Genomic DNA, 16,090 nt, shown 5'->3' on the forward strand with positions numbered 1-16,090 from the left:
GGTACGATCCCTCCAATTCAACTGTTCACTGCATGTACTGTATATTACCCCGTGCAACCAAATTGAATAAACGGGTTCAACCGCATAAAAAAATGCATTACCCCTGAGGGGCAATGCATTTGGAAAATTGGATTTATTCGAACAGCTGCAAATACTCGCCGTAGCCTTCCCTCTGCATTTCTTCCTTCGGCACAAACCGGAGCGCAGCGGAATTGATGCAGTAACGGAGCCCATTCGGTCCGGGCCCGTCGTCGAACACATGGCCGAGGTGAGAGTCGCCTTTTTTGCTTCGTACCTCGGTGCGGACCATCATGTGGGTAAGATCCATTTTTTCCTTGATGTTGTATTCGCGAATCGGACGGGTGAAGCTCGGCCATCCGCAGCCGGCGTCGTATTTGTCCGTAGAACTGAAGAGCGGCTCGCCGGACACGATATCGACGTAAATGCCTTCCCCATGATGGTCCCAATACTCATTGTGGAACGGGGGTTCAGTAGCGTTGTTCTGCGTCACTTCATATTGGATCGGCGTCAGGCGCTGCTTAAGCTCGGCGGTATCCACAGGCTCCGACCAGTGCTGCTCAATGAAATCCTCCCGTCCGGAGCCTTTGCGATAGCGTTTGTAATGGCTCGGATTTTTCTTGTGGTAATCCTGATGGTATTCCTCGGCTTCATAGAAGGTGCTCGCCGGGATGATCGGCGTCACGATCGGTCCGTCGAAACGTCCGCTGGCTGCCACGGCCTGCTTGGATTGCTCCGCAAGCTCGCGCTGCTCCTCCGTATGGTAAAAAATAGCGGTGCGGTAGGATGTCCCGCGGTCATGGAATTGTCCGCCCTCATCCGTAGGATCGATTTGCTGCCAGAAAAGCTCGAGCAGCTTCTCATATGGGAAGATTTCCGGGTTATAGGTGATTTGAACGGCCTCATAATGGCCTGTGGTATCGGAGCATACCTCTTCATAGGTTGGATTTTCCTTGTGGCCGCCAGTATAACCGGAAACGACCTTCAGAATGCCCGGCAGCTCGTCAAAAGGAGAGACCATACACCAGAAGCAGCCTCCCGCAAAGGTAGCCAATTCGCTTGGGGTTGAACGATTATTCATATATTATCCCTCCATCGTTTTATAACAATATAAAATGTAAGTCTTATTGTTATTATAATCATTTTGGTCAAGGAAACCAAAATATTGCTCCGATTATGTCGTTCTCCCCTTATACCACCGGAAAGCGGCCATGAACAAAGCGGTTAGCAGCATAAGTCCTGCCGCAACAGCCGCGAAGATGACCGGATGATCGGCCAATCCGCTGCCAAGCCAGGCGTACAGGAGGATGGCTGGAATTTTGCCGATGGCGGAGGCGGCGGTGTACGTCCAGAATGGGATGGAGGCGACGCCGGCATATAGATTGACGGCCATTTGGGGTATCACGGGCAGCAGGCGGGCGAGCAGGATCGACTGAAAGGGGCGCCGTTCGACCGCGGTCGTAAACCTATGTATAGCCGTGTATTTCCCAAGCAGCCGTCTGCCGGACTCCTGGTATAAAGACCGCACAGCCGCATACAGGATGACGGCTGCGATCGTCGTTCCGAACCACGATATGGCTGCCGCCCAGACAGTGCCGTATGCATACCCGAGAATAGCGATGACCACTTTGTAGGGGGCAATGGGAAATAAGGCAAGCAGGGCTGCCAGCAGGATCATGAGGAAGAGCGGGGGATCGCTCTCCAACCACTCCGTGATATCATGCCTGTATGAAAAAGCAAGTGCCAGTACTGCCGCATATAGGATGGGGATGATCCATCTCTTCATGTAGAATCCTCACTTTGCATCGTTGACCTGAATAGCACCATGATAGCAAAAAAACAGGCATGCTGCCCGTCTTTCGAAGACTCTCGCAATCGAAACTATGGAAAAATTTGAATATACAAGCGATTTTTCGTATGTTATAATATGTCCAACCGAATAGTTCCCAAAGGGGAGTAGCTTCATAAGAAAACCTCGGTCGTGGCCTTATCAAGGATGAACAACCGCGACTTCAACGGTAGGTTTTCTTGCGGTATAGAATTTCATGGGCTCTGCCGATGACTTATAAATTCTATATCGTAAGTAAAGTCGTCATTACGGGACTAACCATCCCCGGCTTTATTGGCAACGATGAGTTGTTTAGCGAGACCTTTGCCTGATTGTTTCATGATGAGGTGGAGGTCTATTTTTGCGCCCAAAAAACGCTGTAGACCCTACCGATGAAGGGAACAGCGTTTTTTTTGGGTGGAGACATCGGTAGGTGAAAGCCTAATCAGAACATGAAGAAAGGGTGGGGAATCATGGATTTGCTGTCGATGGAATTTTGGACCGCGCTGCTGTCGATTGTCCTTATTGACCTCGTGCTGGCAGGCGATAATGCTATCGTTATCGGTCTCGCAGCTCGCAATGTCCAGAAAGAGGACCAGAAGAAGGTCATCCTGTGGGGAACCGTCGGTGCGATCATCATACGGATCGTAGCCACGCTGCTCGTTGTCCAGCTCTTGATGATCCCCGGCTTGCGCTTGATCGGCGGTATCGCGCTGCTGTGGATTGCCTACAAGCTGCTGGTCGATGAGAAGCAGCATGAAATTTCCGCGGGCAACCAAATGTGGGCGGCTATCCGTACGATCATCATCGCGGACGCCATGATGGGACTGGATAACGTTCTTGCCGTAGCAGGCGCTGCGGGTGAAAGCTTCATGCTGGTTATTGTCGGACTTGCGATTTCCGTTCCGATCATGGTGTGGGGCAGTACCATTATCCTGAAGCTGACGGATCGCTTCCCGATAATCATCACGATCGGAGCTGCGGTGTTAGCCTGGACCGCATCGAAGATGGTGGTGGAAGAGCCGATGATTCACGGCTGGTTCGCAAATGGCGTCGTGAAGTACGGGTTTGAGGTTATCGTCATTGCCATCGTCATCGGCATCGGAACCTGGATGAAGAAGAAGAATGAGCACAAAGCGAAGAGCAACCCGGTACAGGTAAAGATGGTCGACTAGTTTAAGACTTTGTCTGAACGGGAACCAAGCGGTATAATGTCTTCATGAACGAACAGAGCCCATAAAACCCTGTTCGCATGAGGAGGAGTAATGCATGGAATCTGCGGGGAAGTCCGTAGAAGAACGGATAGCGGAATCGTACCGTCAGGATGAGGATATGATGATCCTCGTATTTGCCCAGTGGTGTGTGAATCACGGTCTGGATCCGGCTGAGCTGTACCGTAAAGCCTATCCGGATCAGCCGGACAATGAGCGGTTGACGCGCGTGCTTGAACTGACGGTGCCCAAAGAAGAGGCTGGGGAAATACCGGATCAGACCCTGCTTGGCGTCCTGTCAATGTTCGGTAATGAAGACTTGGCTATCGTTGTTGCCGAGGCAGCGGCCACCCTTGGTCCTGACAAGAAGTAACGGAATCATGGAATATCTTACATCCGATTCAAAGAAGGAGCGGGTCGATCAAGGAAAAACCTTGGTCGGCCCGCTTTTTTACCGTGGAAGTATGACCATTAATTGGAGGTTCGGCTGGACATGCGGAATTGCTTAGGCGAAACGCCGAATCGTGAACGGAAAACGCGGTGAAAATAAGTATAGTTCGCAAAGCCGGAGGTTTCGGCGACATCCTCCAGGGAGAGGGGGCTGAAAACGATCCGTTCCTTTGCCATGCTCAGTCGCACGTCCATAGTGTACTGCATGATGGTGGTGCCGAATGCTTCCTTGAACAGATGGACTGCCCGGGAAACGCTGATGCCGACATGGGCGGCGACATCCTCCAGCTTGAACATGGAGGAGGCATTCTCCTCAATGTAGTTCTTCATGCGGTAGGCGAGATACGTCTTGGGGGTTGTTGACGGCTGCTCCGATAACAGGCGGTCCACCTCAAGGCACAGAATCCGCACGGTGTAATCCGAAATCTCGGGATAAGGATCCGATACGCGCCGCTGCTCGAGCAGAATTTGCCGAAACAGACTCAGGTAACGCTCCTCCAGCGGCACCCTGATTTTGGTCGGGCGTTTCTTGGAATTCCACCACGCGTCCGCCCAAGGCCCTTTGAAAAAAATATGATAATCGCCGCTTTCGATGGTCAATTCACCCAATGCGTTGTATTCGTCATCGATCCGAAGTTCATAAGGCTGTCCGGGCGTGAAGATCAACAGATCCCCTGCCTCGATGAGCGACAGCTTGCCGTCGATTTTGGCGCGGCATTTGCCGTCGGTCTGCCAACGCATCAAATAGGTGTCGAAACCGTCAGCCAGGGACATCTTGAAAGGTTTGCGATGAAATGAGAAATCCGCTGCTACGACTTGGTTGGAAAGATTTGAATCCATTGCTTAAGTCCCCTTTGAAGAATAAGAAAATAATGACCAGATTGTTCATGTTTTAATCATATTCTTCATTTTAAACGAAAGCATAAAAGAATACCATTGTACTAGTCCGAGCACATCTATTGGTTCAAGGAGTGACATCGATGAAAAAAATGAGAGCAGGTATAATTGGCTGCGGAACCATCAGCGGCGTATACTTCACGAACTTGAAAAACAGCCCTTGGGTTGAAATCGTGGCATGTGCCGATCTCATTCCGGACAACGCCAAAGCGAAAGCGGAAGAGTTCAACATCCCGAACGTATACACGGTTGAGGAGATGCTCGCACAGACGGATATTGAGTTTATTATTAATTTGACCATTCCGGCCAGCCACGCCAATGTCGATATCGCCTCCCTGGAAGCAGGCAAGCATGTCTACAGTGAAAAACCGCTGGCCATAACCCTTGACGAAGCCCGCCGCGTCCTGAATATCGCCGATCAGAAGGGGCTTCGCGTCGGCTGCGCACCGGATACGTTCCTAGGCTCCGGCGTACAGACGGCCAAAGCGGCCATTGAATCCGGGCTGATCGGCAGACCTGTTGCCGCAACGGCGTTTATGATGGGGGCAGGACCGGAAGCATGGCATCCCAATCCCGAATTTTTTTACGCGTCGGGCGGAGGTCCGATGATGGACATGGGACCTTATTATGTGTCGGCCCTGGTAGAGCTGCTGGGTCCCGCAAGCCGGATCAGCGCATCCACAGGCATCCAGATCCCGGACCGTTCCGTCGGCTCCGGCCCGCTTCAAGGAAAGCCGATCACGGTTCAGACGCCGACGCATTTGGCAGGGACGCTGGATTTTGAGAACGGTGCCATTGCAACCATGATTACCAGTTTCGATATCTTTGGCGGGTCCAATCTGCCCTGGATCGAAATCTACGGCACGCAGGGCAGCCTGAGTCTCGGCGATCCGAACTACTTCAACGGGGAAGTGAAGCTGCGCAAGCACGGCTCCGAGGAATGGGAATTGCTTGAGCCCGCCTTCGAATGCGGGAAGAACGAGCGGGGTCTGGGCATCCATGATATGATCCAATCGATTCATGAGCAGAAGGACCACCGCGTAAGCGGGCGCCTGGCTTATCACGTGCTGGAGATCATGCAGTCCTTTCAGCAGTCTTCGCTGGAGGGCAGGCATATCGTTCTGCAAAGCACGTACCGTTATGGCAAACTTCCGGCACCTCAGCAGGCCGAATCGGCAGAATAGGGAACTGGAAGCCTGGTCCATATTCTTGTAAACTGATTATGAACAACAGGCAATCTAGCTTCTGACGGATCTGGCAGGATGATGAGCTCTTGCCCGGCGATCCGCATGAAAGCGTTGCACCAATATTGGGACAGCTCCAATAAGATCAACAGTATGGGGAGGAAATGGACATGTCGAACACGTTGAAAATCGGAATTATCGGCTGCGGGGGAATCGCCAACGGCAAGCATATGCCGAGCTTGAAGAAGCAGGCGCAGGCTGAATTGGTCGCTTTTTGCGACATCGTGGAAGAGCGTGCGCAGAAGGCAGCAGCCGAATATGGGGTTGAAGGCGCAAAAGTGTACACGGATTTCAGGGAATTGCTGAAAGACGGCAGCATTGACGTCATCCATGTATGTACGCCGAACGATTCGCACTCCGAAATCACGGTAGCATCCCTGGAAGCCGGCAAGCACGTGATGTGCGAGAAGCCGATGGCAAAAACGGTTTCCGAAGCACAGGCCATGCTGGACGCCGCAAAGCGCACAGGCAAAAAACTGACCATCGGTTATAACAACCGTTTCCGGGACGACAGCATGTATTTGAAGGGGATCTGCGAGGAAGGCGAGCTGGGCGAGATCTACTACGGTAAAGCCTTGGCCATCCGCCGCCGTGCCGTTCCGACCTGGGGCGTATTCCTTGACGAGGAGAAGCAAGGCGGAGGTCCGTTGATCGATATCGGAACCCATGCGCTGGATTTGACCTTGTGGCTGATGGACAATTACAAGCCGAAAAGCGTGCTGGGATCCACGTTCCATAAATTGGGGCAGCGCGAGAATGCGGCGAATGCGTTCGGTCCGTGGGATCCGAAGGAATTCACGGTAGAGGATTCGGCATTCGGATTTATTACGATGGAGAACGGCGCTACGATCGTTCTGGAATCCAGCTGGGCGCTTAACGTCCTGGAGATCGGCGAAGCGAAAGCCGTTCTGGCGGGAACCGAAGGCGGAGCCGACATGAAAGACGGCTTGCGCATCAACGGCGAGAAAATGAGCAGACTGTATGAAACCAAAGTGGATCTGAACGCCGGCGGCGTAGCTTTCTATTCGGGCTCCAAGGAAAACGACTCGGACCGTGAAGCAAGAATGTGGCTTGAAGCGATTATAGAGGATAAGGATCCGGTCGTTAAGCCGGAGCAGGCGTTTGTGGTGACGCAAATCCTGGAAGCGATCTATGAATCGGCGAAGACGGGTAAAGCGGTTTATTTCGACAACTAAATCTTGCAATCAATATGATGACTAAGCTAAACCAGGAGGTTATACAATGAAATTAGGCGTATTTATGGTATTGCTGAGTGGACGTAAACTGGAGGATGCTTTGGACTACGTGGCATCCAAGGGCCTTAAAGCAGTTGAAATCGGAACAGGCGGTTATCCCGGAAATGCACATTGCAATCCGGTCGAGCTGCTGGAGAATGAAACCGCGCTGAAAAACTTCAAAAACGCGGTGGAATCCCGCGGGCTGATCATTAGCGCACTGAGCTGCCACGGCAATCCGCTTCATCCGCAAAAGGCAATCGCAAAAGAATTCCATGACACATACGTAAAAACGGTGGAGCTTGCCGAAAAGCTTGAAGTACCTGTTGTCAACACATTCTCCGGCTGCCCGGGCGACCACGAGGATGCCAAATACCCGAACTGGCCGGTAGCGCCTTGGCCTAACGACTATCAAGAGATCCTGACTTGGCAGTGGGATAACAAGGTCATTCCTTATTGGACCGAGTGGGGTAAATTTGCGGCAGACCGCAATGTCAAAATCGGTTTGGAACTGCACGGCGGCTTCTCCGTTCACACGCCGGGAACGCTGCTCCGTTTGCGCGAAGCCGCAGGCGAAGTGATTGGTGCCAACCTGGATCCGAGCCACATGTGGTGGCAAGGGATTGACCCTGTTCAAGCGATTCAAATTTTGGGCCGCGAAGGAGCGATCCACCACTTCCATGCGAAGGATACTAGCATTGATCCGATTAACGTGAACAAACACGGTCTCACGGATATGCAGTCGTATGCGAACATGCTTGATCGCGCTTGGCAGTTCCGCAGCGTAGGTTACGGACACGATGTGAAGGAATGGGCGGATATGATGAGTGCTCTTCGCCTGGTTGGATATGACTATGTCGTGAGCATTGAACATGAAGACGGACTGATGTCCGTTGAAGAAGGCTTCTCCAAAGCGGTGCAAAACCTTCAGCAAGTGCTGATCGAAGAGCCGCTCGGAGAAATGTGGTGGGTCTAACAGCGTAGAGAATAACGAATAAGCAATTAGGGGGAACAGCAACATGCTTAACGTAACCATATGGAATGAATTCGTGCACGAGAAAATCCATGATGAGGTTCGGAGCGTTTATCCGACGGGCATTCACACAGCTTTGGCGGAGGGTCTGCAAAGTCCGGATTTCATCATTAGAACGGCAACGCTCGACCAGCCGGAGCATGGATTGACGGACGATGTACTGGATTCAACCGATGTGCTGTTGTGGTGGGGGCATATGGCTCATGACCAGGTTAGTGACGAAATCGTAAGCAAGGTCGTAAAACGCGTGCAGGATGGTATGGGATTGATCGTTCTCCATTCCGGACATTTTTCCAAACCGTTCAAAGCTTTGATGGGCACGAGCTGCGATTTGAAGTGGCGCGAAGCAGGAGAACAGGAAATTATTTGGAGCGTGAATCCGACGCATCCGATTGCGGCGGGGATTACGGGACCGATCATCATCGAGCACGAGGAAATGTACGGGGAGTTCTTTGACATTCCGGCCCCCGATGAGCTGGTATTCGTCAGCAATTTCGAGGGCGGGGAAGTGTTCCGCAGCGGATGCACATTCAAACGCGGGCATGGGAACATTTTTTACTTCCGTCCAGGGCATGAGACCTATCCAACCTACTACAACCCCGAAGTGTTGAAAGTGATCTCCAATGCGATTAACTGGGCTCATTCCACGGCAGGCAAGCAAACGTTCGGCAACAGTCAGCCGGTTCGCGCGCTTCCCGTTTTAGTCTAAGCTTTTAAACAGCGCATTATCTTAATCATCAACGAACGAGCCGTTCAAGGTACAGTCCTTGTTCGGCTCGTTTTTTGGTATGTTGGGGCTGCTTTTTCGAAATGTTTTTGCTCAGCTGGGGATAGAATATACGTGAATATGGGGTATTGTATGATATAGGAGAGGGGGGCTGTACACATGAACGAAGTACAAAGCGCACCTGTAAATCCCGCAACCATCGCCATATGCCGGGCGAGGCTCGTCCACCAACCCGTTGAGGGCTTCCTGCTCGGAAGGGGAGTCCGCTTTGCGAAAATCATGTTCATCGGGGAAGCGCCCGGGGCTCATGAAGTTTTGGAAGGCAAACCTTTCGTTGGACAGGCCGGACAAGAGATGAACGCGTACCTGGAACGTCTGAAACTGACGCGGGGCCAGGTATATATTACCAGTGCCATGCGAAGCAGGCCCTACAAGGATAAAGTGCTCGTGAGGCCTTCGGGCGAGAATGTCATCAGCCGATCGAATCGCACGCCGACCAAGGCGGAAATTTTGGCGCATGCGCCTTTGCTTGATGAAGAGATCCGATGGGTGGGCCCGGACATCCTGGCACCAATGGGAAATACCGCGCTGCACCGGTTAATCGGAAGCCATGAAACGGTGACGTCGCTGCACGGCAAGCTGATGGAGGGCCCGGTTCAGCAAGCGGCTGATCCGGAAAATCCCGGAGAAGGCTATGTGTTTTCACCGGAGACCTATAAGATATTCCCTCTGTTCCATCCAGCGGCGGTGCTGTATAATAGGAAATTATCCACTTTGATTGAGGACGATTTGGATATTTTGGCTCGGATATTAGGGGGATAAGCGCTGATTTTCTGGGAAAAAGGGGCTAGGAGGTTTTCAGCTTCTCGAAAATATGCTAAAATGAAACATACTTACAATTCGTAAGTTTTCTAGATTTCTGGGTAAGCTTATGAGTTTCTATAAACAAGGTGACTTCGTAAAGAGGTGAAGGGATATGGAAGTTACAAATGTTACGATGTGTCCCCGTTTCGAATCGGCCTTTTCTTTTCTGGGCAAACGGTGGAACGGCTTGATTATTCAAACGCTGATGAGCGGACCTAAGCGCTTTAAGGATATTTCGAATTTGATTCCGTCCATGAGCGATAAAATGCTCTCCGAGCGGATGAAGGATTTGGAATGCGAAGGCATACTGATTCGTCATGTCTATCCGGAAACTCCGGTACGTATTGAATATGAACTGACTGAAAAAGGCAAAGCACTGCGTCCGGTGATGGAGCAAATTTCATCCTGGGCAGAACAATGGATCGACAGATGAGTCATCTTAAGACTCCCGTTGACGATTAAACCCTGGCATGAGATATCCTCATTTCAGGGTTTTTTTTCTAACCGGAATGGCTGATTTTTCGTTTCGTCCTGCAAAAATATCCGGACATGCACCAAGCTGACGCACCTTCTATATGATGTAATAATCCAGGCGGCATATCAAGGAGGCGAGCCCATGATCAAGCGAACGAATATCTCCCGGTTCCATTATGGACAAGAGGACATCTCAGAGCTTGAAAACGCTTCATTACAAGTGCTTCATATATTTGAGAAAACCAAGCGGGTGCTGAGCCAATATGTACCGGAATCACTGTGGTCGGCCGTGTGTGGAACAAGCCCAGACGCTGTAACATCTGTTAGCCAAAACGGCACCGCTCGGGTCGACATGTTCCAGAAATGGGTCAAGGCTCCCGGCGGATGGAAGTTCATTGGTTATGAAACCGAAACATTGAATTCGTCTTCCGAGCAGAATAAGGGACGGATGGGAAGATTCCTGCATATGATCATCTGGTCGCTCTACGAGAAAATCGTGATGCTGCATCCCTTCCTCGGCAGCGAAGCGTTCTTCGACGGGGAGGAGCTGGACGTGATCGCCCATTATTTTGTGCCAACGTATATTAGTGCCGTGCCTTTGGTGCAGCAAGGAAAAGCCTATAAGACCATTCAGGCCGGCATCGTACTGTACCAGGAGCATATCGAGGCGCCTGCCGTCATCATGCAGTCGGAAGGAGGCCTTTTGGAGGGGAACTGGATGACCGGGGTGAACCTGGATGCGGGGGGATTTGCCGGAATTCGTCCCTATTTAAAAGTGCCCGGCGGCGAACGAGCCTATATGGAAGCCGAAATCATATAGCAGGCCGTCTTTTTAGGATAACCTTGTTCCAATCGGACAGGGTTATTTGGTATTTTTATTTAAATTTTAAAGATCAATGTGAAATAAATCACAAAAATATATGCCTTTACACGATATAATTTACTTGTAAGCAGTGAAATACACGAGCACCAGATCACGTGTTGGGGAGGAATCAAACGATGTCCAATATAAAGAGAGAAAAGTTGGTTGTCATTGGCAACGGTATCGCAGGCATAAGCACGGTCGAGCAAATCATTAAATTGGGTGGGAAATTTGACATCACCGTCATTGGACAGGAGCCTCACCCGAACTACAATCGCATTATGCTGTCCTATGTGCTGGAAGGCAGTAAAACCTTGGACGACATCGTATTGAATGACTGGAAATGGTACGAGGAGAATCAGATCAACCTGCATACGGGTGTGACCGTCACCGCCATCGACGGGGAGCGCAAGGTTGTAACGGCCGATAACGGATTGACGGTTCCTTATGACAAAGTGATTATAGCTACAGGTTCGAAGCCTTTTATATTGCCTGTACCGGGCAGTGACAAAGAGGGAGTTATCGGATTTCGAAACATCGCCGACTGCACGCAGATGCTTCAAGCCGCCAAGGCATACAAGAAAGCGGCCGTCATCGGAGGAGGGCTGCTGGGTCTGGAAGCTGCGAAGGGATTGGTCAGCCTGGGCATGGAGGTGACGGTGGTTCATCTCATGCAGGATTTGATGGAGAGCCAGCTGGATTCCATGGCATCGGGGATGCTGCAAAAGGAGCTGGAGCGGCAGGGCATCCGGTTCTTATTAGGCAAACAAACCACGGAAATCATGGGCGATGAGAGGGTCACGGGGCTGCGGTTCAAAGATGGAGATGAGCTTGAAGCGGAACTGGTGGTCATGGCCGTGGGTATCAGAGCGAACGTCGCCGCCGCCCAAGCGAGCGGTATCGAAGTGAACCGGGGAATCGTAGTCAACGATTATCTTCAGACCTCCTGGCCGGATGTGTATGCGGTTGGCGAATGCTGCGAGCATCGGGGGGCATGCTACGGCCTGGTTGCGCCGTTGTTCGAGCAGGGACAGGTTCTTGCCAAGCATCTCTGCGGCGTGGACGGCCAGCCTTACGAGGGCAGCATCGTATCGACGAAACTGAAAATCAGCGGCGTTGATGTATTCTCCGCAGGAGAGTTCATGGAGCAGGCTGAACACTCGGTGATCGTGGCGAAGGACGATTGGCGCAAGACTTATAAGAAAATCCTGCTGCGCGACAATATCATCGCCGGCGCGATATTGTTCGGAGATGTCAGCGATTCGGCCAGCCTTCAATCCATGATACGAAAAAAGACGGCCATGACCGAGGAGATCTATCATTCGATCATGGGCACCGAATGTGCAGGGAAAGGAAACGTCAAGGCCTTCTCGCTGGATAAGATGCCCGACGATGAAATCGTCTGCGGCTGCAACGGCGTAACCAAAAAGGCCATTGTGGATGCCGTGACGCTTCAAGGCCTCACGACGGTGGACGAAATCAAAGCTTGCACGGGAGCGACCCGTTCTTGCGGAGGCTGCAAGCCAGTCGTGGAGCAAATCCTTCAGAGCGTACTGGGCGATGGCTTTAAGACGGCAGGCAAACAAGGCATATGTCCGTGCACCACGCTCGACCGGGACGAAATCGTCGCCGAAATCAGCGCCAAGGGGCTGACCACGACGAAGGAAGTCATGCATGTTCTGAACTTCAGCAACCCTGAGGGCTGCTCGAAATGCCGTCCCGCCATCCATTATTATCTGGCCATGCTGAATCCGGTGACCCATCAGGAGGAGAGGGAATCCCGCTTCGTCAACGAGCGGATGAACGCCAACATTCAGAAAGACGGCACTTACACGGTAGTGCCAAGAATGTACGGCGGCGTTACCACGCCGGAGGATTTGAAGAAAATCGCGGACGTATCGCTTAAGTACAATGTTAAGGTCGTTAAGGTAACCGGCGGACAGCGTCTGGATCTGATCGGCGTGAAGAAGGAAGATCTGCCAAGCGTATGGGAAGAGCTGGATATGCCGTCCGGTTATGCTTATGCCAAATCGCTGCGGACCGTCAAGACCTGCGTAGGCTCCCAATTCTGCCGCTTCGGCACGCAGGATTCGATGGGCATGGGTGCATTCCTCGAGGAGAAATTCGAGCGGCTGGACTTTCCGGCGAAGTTTAAAATGGCGGTCAACGGATGCCCGCGAAATTGTGCCGAATCGTGCACGAAGGACATCGGGATCGTTGGCAATGACGGCGGATGGGAGATATTCGTCGGAGGCAACGGCGGAACGAAGGCCCGCCTGGCCGATTCGTTCTGTAAAGTGAAATCGGACGAGGAATTGATCGAGATCTGCGGCGCCTTGATGCAGCACTACCGTGAAACCGGCAAGTACCTCGAGAGAACGTCGGAATGGGTAGAACGTCTGGGACTGGAACAAATCCGTGCGGCAGTCCTTGATGATGCTAAACAGCGTAAGGAGCTGGTGGAAAGAATAGAGCTGGCCCTGCAGCAAGTCGAAGATCCGTGGAAGAAAGTGCTGAACGACGATAAGCTGCGCAATACGCTGTTCCAGGACGCAAGACCGGTCGGCAGCAAGTAATCGAGGGGGAGAACGATTCCCCCCTTGGCTGCCGGATTATAGAGAGCTTATTGCTGGGATAGGAATCGAACAAGAGAAGTGGAGGCTGCGCATTATGGAAACCGGAACTTATATCACGGTAGGGAATGAACATGAATTTCTGTTGCAACTCGGAAGGGTGGTCCAAATCGGTGACCGGGAGATTGCCGTCTTCCGAACCTCGGATCATCAATGGTTTGCTCTGGAGAATAAAAGCCCGCATCCCAAAGGAGGTCCGTTAGCCGAAGCCATCGTATCCGGGCATTACATTTACGATCCGTTATACGATTGGAAAATCGAGCTTTCGACAGGGCTTGTGCAGGCTCCGGATAAGGGCCAAGTACGGATATATCCGGTTCGCGCCGTGGATGGAAAGGTTGAGGTAGGTGTATAAGGCCGTAATAAGCATCAACAGACGAAACCAAGAGGTGGTAACCCATGTTTAACAATGATGTGGAAGCCGTCGTCCATGCCGCGGTCGCGAAAAAAGAGCAGATGAACAACAACTTGCTGCGCTACATGGTATCGGCCATGCTGGCCGGCGCATATGTCGGCATTGGGATCGTATTAATCTTTAAGCTGGGCGCGCCGCTGGCAGCCGCCGGTTCGCCTTTCCAGTCCCTCGTCATGGGAGCCGCATTCGGGATTGCGCTCACGTTGGTTGTGTTTGCCGGTTCAGAGCTGTTCACCGGAAATCATATGTTTTTTACGATAAGCACGTTATCCAAACGAACGACGATGGGGGACACGCTGAAAAATTGGGGCCTTGTGTTTATCGGCAATTTGGCGGGAGCGATCCTGCTCAGCTATCTGGTTTATGCTTCCGGCCTGTTCAAAGGGCTGCCGCCCGATCATCTCATCTTCACGGCAGCGGCCAAGAAAATGAACGATCCGTTCATGGAGCTGTTTTTTAGAGGCATATTATGTAACTGGCTTGTATGTCTGGCCCTGTGGATGGGAATTCGGGCCAAAGGAGAAACAACGAAACTGATTTTAATATGGTGGTGCCTGTTTGCCTTCATTGCGACAGGGTATGAGCATAGCGTAGCGAACATGTCGCTTCTGACGCTGGCGACGATATTGCCGGGACATCCCGAGACGGTATCCATCAGCGGCTGGATCAGCAACATGGTGCCGGTCACGCTGGGGAATATCATTGGCGGCGGGTTGTTTGTAGGCATGGCTTACTGGTTTATCTCTTCGGGAAAGGGGAGCAAGCAAAAGTAGGCTATGATTGGGGTGTAACGGAGGAATTCCATCCTCCTAGTTCATTGTCAGATGAAGTCCAACCTGATGAATAAACAAAGAAACCGTTCTTGGTTAATGGTCTGTCATTCGTCCATTTGCCAAGCAACGGTTTCTTTTTTTGTATACAAATAGGAGGGCGATAGCATAAATAAGCTGTCCTCCTCAGTCATTGAACTGAAAGGACAGCCGTGAGAATCTTGCCTTCCAAATCGTTTACCGATGTTCCACCAGGTCAATCGCACCAAGCACCATATGAGCCAGTCCGAAGCCTAGAATACCGGTTGCAGCAAATTTATACCTGCTGCAAAGCAGAGCGGCACCCGAAGCAGAAACCACGGTTCCAAGAACAGCAGGAATCAAACCTTCACGCATGCTGAGCACTCCCTTTGATTTGGTTTGGAAAGACAAGGTTTATTGTAAGCAGATGCCCATATATTATGCACCAAAGGGGCTTTAGGCGGATCAAATCCGGCAGATTTCGTTCGGACACAGCTCGCAGTGGCATATTTCCTGCAGCATCGGCAGATCTTTGATAACAATCATGCCGCCGGCATATTCGATGGCGTCCTTTTTGCGAAGGTCGCTCAGCATCCGGTTCACGCTTTCGCGGGTGGCCCCGATCATGTTCGAAAGATCGGTGTGGGTGATCTTTTTGTTGATGAGAATGGTGCCATCCTCTTGATGCTGCCCGTAGGTATTGCCCAGACGAATCAGCGTCGACGTTAATGCGCCGGGCTTGCCGTACATCATGAGATCGCGGAATTTGGTCTGCGTGATGCGGTGGTGTATACCCATCCACTTCATGAAATCAATCGCGAAGTCGCAATGCTGGCAGATCAGCAGCTCCAGATCCTTGTGCTCGATGACCCCGACTACGCTGTCCTCAAGCACCTCTGCCGAAAAACTGTGGTTGTTGCTGAAGAATGGATCGGCTTGCCCGACCATGTCTCCAGGATGGTACATATATAGAATAAGCTCTTTGCCTTCATCCGTCGATTTGGTCAATTTAATTCTTCCTTGTTTAACGAAGTACAGCTTGTCGGCGAAGTCGCCTTCCCAGAACAAATGCGATCCTTCAGGGAGTACCCTTTCCTTCATGGTGACCAGCAGACGGTTGCGGTTTTGTTCCGAGAAGCACTGCGTGTTCCCTAAGTTTTCGATTTCCATTACATGGTCTACAGTTTTCATGGTGGTATCCCCTAACATCCTAAAATTTGATCTGTTTAATCTTTAAATACATTATAACGTGAAAACATTCACTTGTGGGGCGGAACAAGAGGGAAATCATGGCGAATTTTCAAACATTGTGATCTCTTTCACTTGAAAGAGGGAAAAGACAGGTATAAATCACACAGAAAAGATAAATTTTAATATTGTGAAATATTTCACATGATTTAAGAAGCGT

General features: G+C 51.4%; 17 protein-coding genes. 12 read left to right on the top strand and 5 right to left on the bottom strand.

Annotation, left to right across the window (positions count from 1 at the left end):
- Positions 1-133 precede the first annotated feature (133 nt).
- On the bottom strand, positions 134-1,099 hold the full coding sequence (gene msrA, locus MHI43_RS10355; protein WP_015734418.1) for a peptide-methionine (S)-S-oxide reductase MsrA: 966 nt from the start codon (positions 1,097-1,099) through the stop codon (positions 134-136).
- Positions 1,100-1,192: 93 nt separating this feature from the next.
- On the bottom strand, positions 1,193-1,804 hold the full coding sequence (locus MHI43_RS10360; RefSeq protein WP_015734419.1) for a VTT domain-containing protein: 612 nt from the start codon (positions 1,802-1,804) through the stop codon (positions 1,193-1,195).
- 515 nt (positions 1,805-2,319) lie between these two features.
- Between MHI43_RS10360 and MHI43_RS10365 the strand changes: the two genes are divergently transcribed.
- Both MHI43_RS10365 and MHI43_RS10370 read left to right on the top strand, forming a co-directional pair.
- On the top strand, positions 2,320-3,021 hold the full coding sequence (locus tag MHI43_RS10365; RefSeq protein WP_015734420.1) for a TerC family protein: 702 nt from the start codon (positions 2,320-2,322) through the stop codon (positions 3,019-3,021).
- A gap of 94 nt (positions 3,022-3,115) precedes the next feature.
- Entirely contained in the window at positions 3,116-3,430 is a 315-nt protein-coding gene (locus MHI43_RS10370; protein WP_009592829.1) for a hypothetical protein, read from the top strand.
- Positions 3,431-3,528: 98 nt separating this feature from the next.
- Here the strand turns inward: MHI43_RS10370 and MHI43_RS10375 are convergent, their stop codons facing one another.
- Complete coding sequence (locus MHI43_RS10375; protein ID WP_015734421.1) at positions 3,529-4,347, bottom strand: AraC family transcriptional regulator; 819 nt, start codon at positions 4,345-4,347, stop codon at positions 3,529-3,531.
- Positions 4,348-4,487: 140 nt separating this feature from the next.
- On the opposite strand from MHI43_RS10375, the gene MHI43_RS10380 reads away from it, so the two are divergent.
- From MHI43_RS10380 to MHI43_RS10425, 10 genes are all read left to right on the top strand, one after another.
- Positions 4,488-5,588: a Gfo/Idh/MocA family oxidoreductase gene (locus MHI43_RS10380; protein WP_009592824.1), complete on the top strand. Its 1,101-nt coding sequence runs from the start codon at positions 4,488-4,490 to the stop codon at positions 5,586-5,588.
- Positions 5,589-5,758: 170 nt separating this feature from the next.
- Entirely contained in the window at positions 5,759-6,844 is a 1,086-nt protein-coding gene (locus tag MHI43_RS10385; RefSeq protein WP_015734422.1) for a Gfo/Idh/MocA family oxidoreductase, read from the top strand.
- A 46-nt stretch (positions 6,845-6,890) separates the two neighbouring features.
- Positions 6,891-7,859, top strand: coding sequence for a sugar phosphate isomerase/epimerase (locus tag MHI43_RS10390; RefSeq protein WP_009592834.1), 969 nt, complete (start codon positions 6,891-6,893; stop codon positions 7,857-7,859).
- A gap of 43 nt (positions 7,860-7,902) precedes the next feature.
- A complete protein-coding gene (locus MHI43_RS10395; RefSeq protein ID WP_015734423.1) occupies positions 7,903-8,625 on the top strand; it encodes a trehalose utilization protein ThuA in 723 nt (240 codons plus the stop codon).
- Between the two features lie 177 nt (positions 8,626-8,802).
- Entirely contained in the window at positions 8,803-9,465 is a 663-nt protein-coding gene (locus tag MHI43_RS10400) for a uracil-DNA glycosylase (RefSeq protein WP_036665776.1), read from the top strand.
- Positions 9,466-9,619: 154 nt separating this feature from the next.
- A complete protein-coding gene (locus MHI43_RS10405; RefSeq protein WP_015734425.1) occupies positions 9,620-9,940 on the top strand; it encodes a helix-turn-helix domain-containing protein in 321 nt (106 codons plus the stop codon).
- 183 nt (positions 9,941-10,123) lie between these two features.
- Complete coding sequence (locus MHI43_RS10410) at positions 10,124-10,801, top strand: hypothetical protein (RefSeq protein WP_036665775.1); 678 nt, start codon at positions 10,124-10,126, stop codon at positions 10,799-10,801.
- Between the two features lie 179 nt (positions 10,802-10,980).
- Positions 10,981-13,419, top strand: a complete 2,439-nt coding sequence (gene nirB / locus MHI43_RS10415; protein WP_081746363.1) for a nitrite reductase large subunit NirB — start codon at positions 10,981-10,983, stop codon at positions 13,417-13,419.
- A 94-nt stretch (positions 13,420-13,513) separates the two neighbouring features.
- A complete protein-coding gene (nirD, locus tag MHI43_RS10420) occupies positions 13,514-13,831 on the top strand; it encodes a nitrite reductase small subunit NirD (RefSeq protein ID WP_036665772.1) in 318 nt (105 codons plus the stop codon).
- Positions 13,832-13,875: 44 nt separating this feature from the next.
- On the top strand, positions 13,876-14,664 hold the full coding sequence (locus tag MHI43_RS10425) for a formate/nitrite transporter family protein (RefSeq protein WP_036665769.1): 789 nt from the start codon (positions 13,876-13,878) through the stop codon (positions 14,662-14,664).
- A gap of 234 nt (positions 14,665-14,898) precedes the next feature.
- Here MHI43_RS10425 and MHI43_RS10430 read toward each other — a convergent pair whose 3' ends face one another.
- Both MHI43_RS10430 and MHI43_RS10435 read right to left on the bottom strand, forming a co-directional pair.
- Entirely contained in the window at positions 14,899-15,057 is a 159-nt protein-coding gene (locus MHI43_RS10430; RefSeq protein WP_009595014.1) for a hypothetical protein, read from the bottom strand.
- A 90-nt stretch (positions 15,058-15,147) separates the two neighbouring features.
- Positions 15,148-15,873 (bottom strand): Crp/Fnr family transcriptional regulator, encoded by a 726-nt coding sequence (locus MHI43_RS10435; protein WP_009595016.1) that lies wholly within the window; start codon positions 15,871-15,873, stop codon positions 15,148-15,150.
- Positions 15,874-16,090: the final 217 nt, after the last annotated feature.

This window comes from Paenibacillus sp. FSL H8-0457 (genome assembly GCF_038051935.1).
Taxonomy (GTDB): Bacteria; Bacillota; Bacilli; order Paenibacillales; family Paenibacillaceae; genus Paenibacillus_AQ; species Paenibacillus_AQ lautus_A.

Coding starts and splice junctions, on each gene's coding strand:
- msrA (WP_015734418.1), bottom strand. CDS start 1,099: ATGAATAATCGTTCAACCCCAAGCGAATTGGCTACCTTTGCGGGAGGC.
- MHI43_RS10375 (WP_015734421.1), bottom strand. CDS start 4,347: ATGGATTCAAATCTTTCCAACCAAGTCGTAGCAGCGGATTTCTCATTT.
- MHI43_RS10425 (WP_036665769.1), top strand. CDS start 13,876: ATGTTTAACAATGATGTGGAAGCCGTCGTCCATGCCGCGGTCGCGAAA.
- MHI43_RS10380 (WP_009592824.1), top strand. CDS start 4,488: ATGAAAAAAATGAGAGCAGGTATAATTGGCTGCGGAACCATCAGCGGC.
- MHI43_RS10365 (WP_015734420.1), top strand. CDS start 2,320: ATGGATTTGCTGTCGATGGAATTTTGGACCGCGCTGCTGTCGATTGTC.
- MHI43_RS10430 (WP_009595014.1), bottom strand. CDS start 15,057: ATGCGTGAAGGTTTGATTCCTGCTGTTCTTGGAACCGTGGTTTCTGCT.
- MHI43_RS10405 (WP_015734425.1), top strand. CDS start 9,620: ATGGAAGTTACAAATGTTACGATGTGTCCCCGTTTCGAATCGGCCTTT.
- MHI43_RS10435 (WP_009595016.1), bottom strand. CDS start 15,873: ATGAAAACTGTAGACCATGTAATGGAAATCGAAAACTTAGGGAACACG.
- MHI43_RS10390 (WP_009592834.1), top strand. CDS start 6,891: ATGAAATTAGGCGTATTTATGGTATTGCTGAGTGGACGTAAACTGGAG.
- MHI43_RS10400 (WP_036665776.1), top strand. CDS start 8,803: ATGAACGAAGTACAAAGCGCACCTGTAAATCCCGCAACCATCGCCATA.
- MHI43_RS10395 (WP_015734423.1), top strand. CDS start 7,903: ATGCTTAACGTAACCATATGGAATGAATTCGTGCACGAGAAAATCCAT.
- MHI43_RS10370 (WP_009592829.1), top strand. CDS start 3,116: ATGGAATCTGCGGGGAAGTCCGTAGAAGAACGGATAGCGGAATCGTAC.
- nirB (WP_081746363.1), top strand. CDS start 10,981: ATGTCCAATATAAAGAGAGAAAAGTTGGTTGTCATTGGCAACGGTATC.
- MHI43_RS10385 (WP_015734422.1), top strand. CDS start 5,759: ATGTCGAACACGTTGAAAATCGGAATTATCGGCTGCGGGGGAATCGCC.
- MHI43_RS10410 (WP_036665775.1), top strand. CDS start 10,124: ATGATCAAGCGAACGAATATCTCCCGGTTCCATTATGGACAAGAGGAC.
- MHI43_RS10360 (WP_015734419.1), bottom strand. CDS start 1,804: ATGAAGAGATGGATCATCCCCATCCTATATGCGGCAGTACTGGCACTT.
- nirD (WP_036665772.1), top strand. CDS start 13,514: ATGGAAACCGGAACTTATATCACGGTAGGGAATGAACATGAATTTCTG.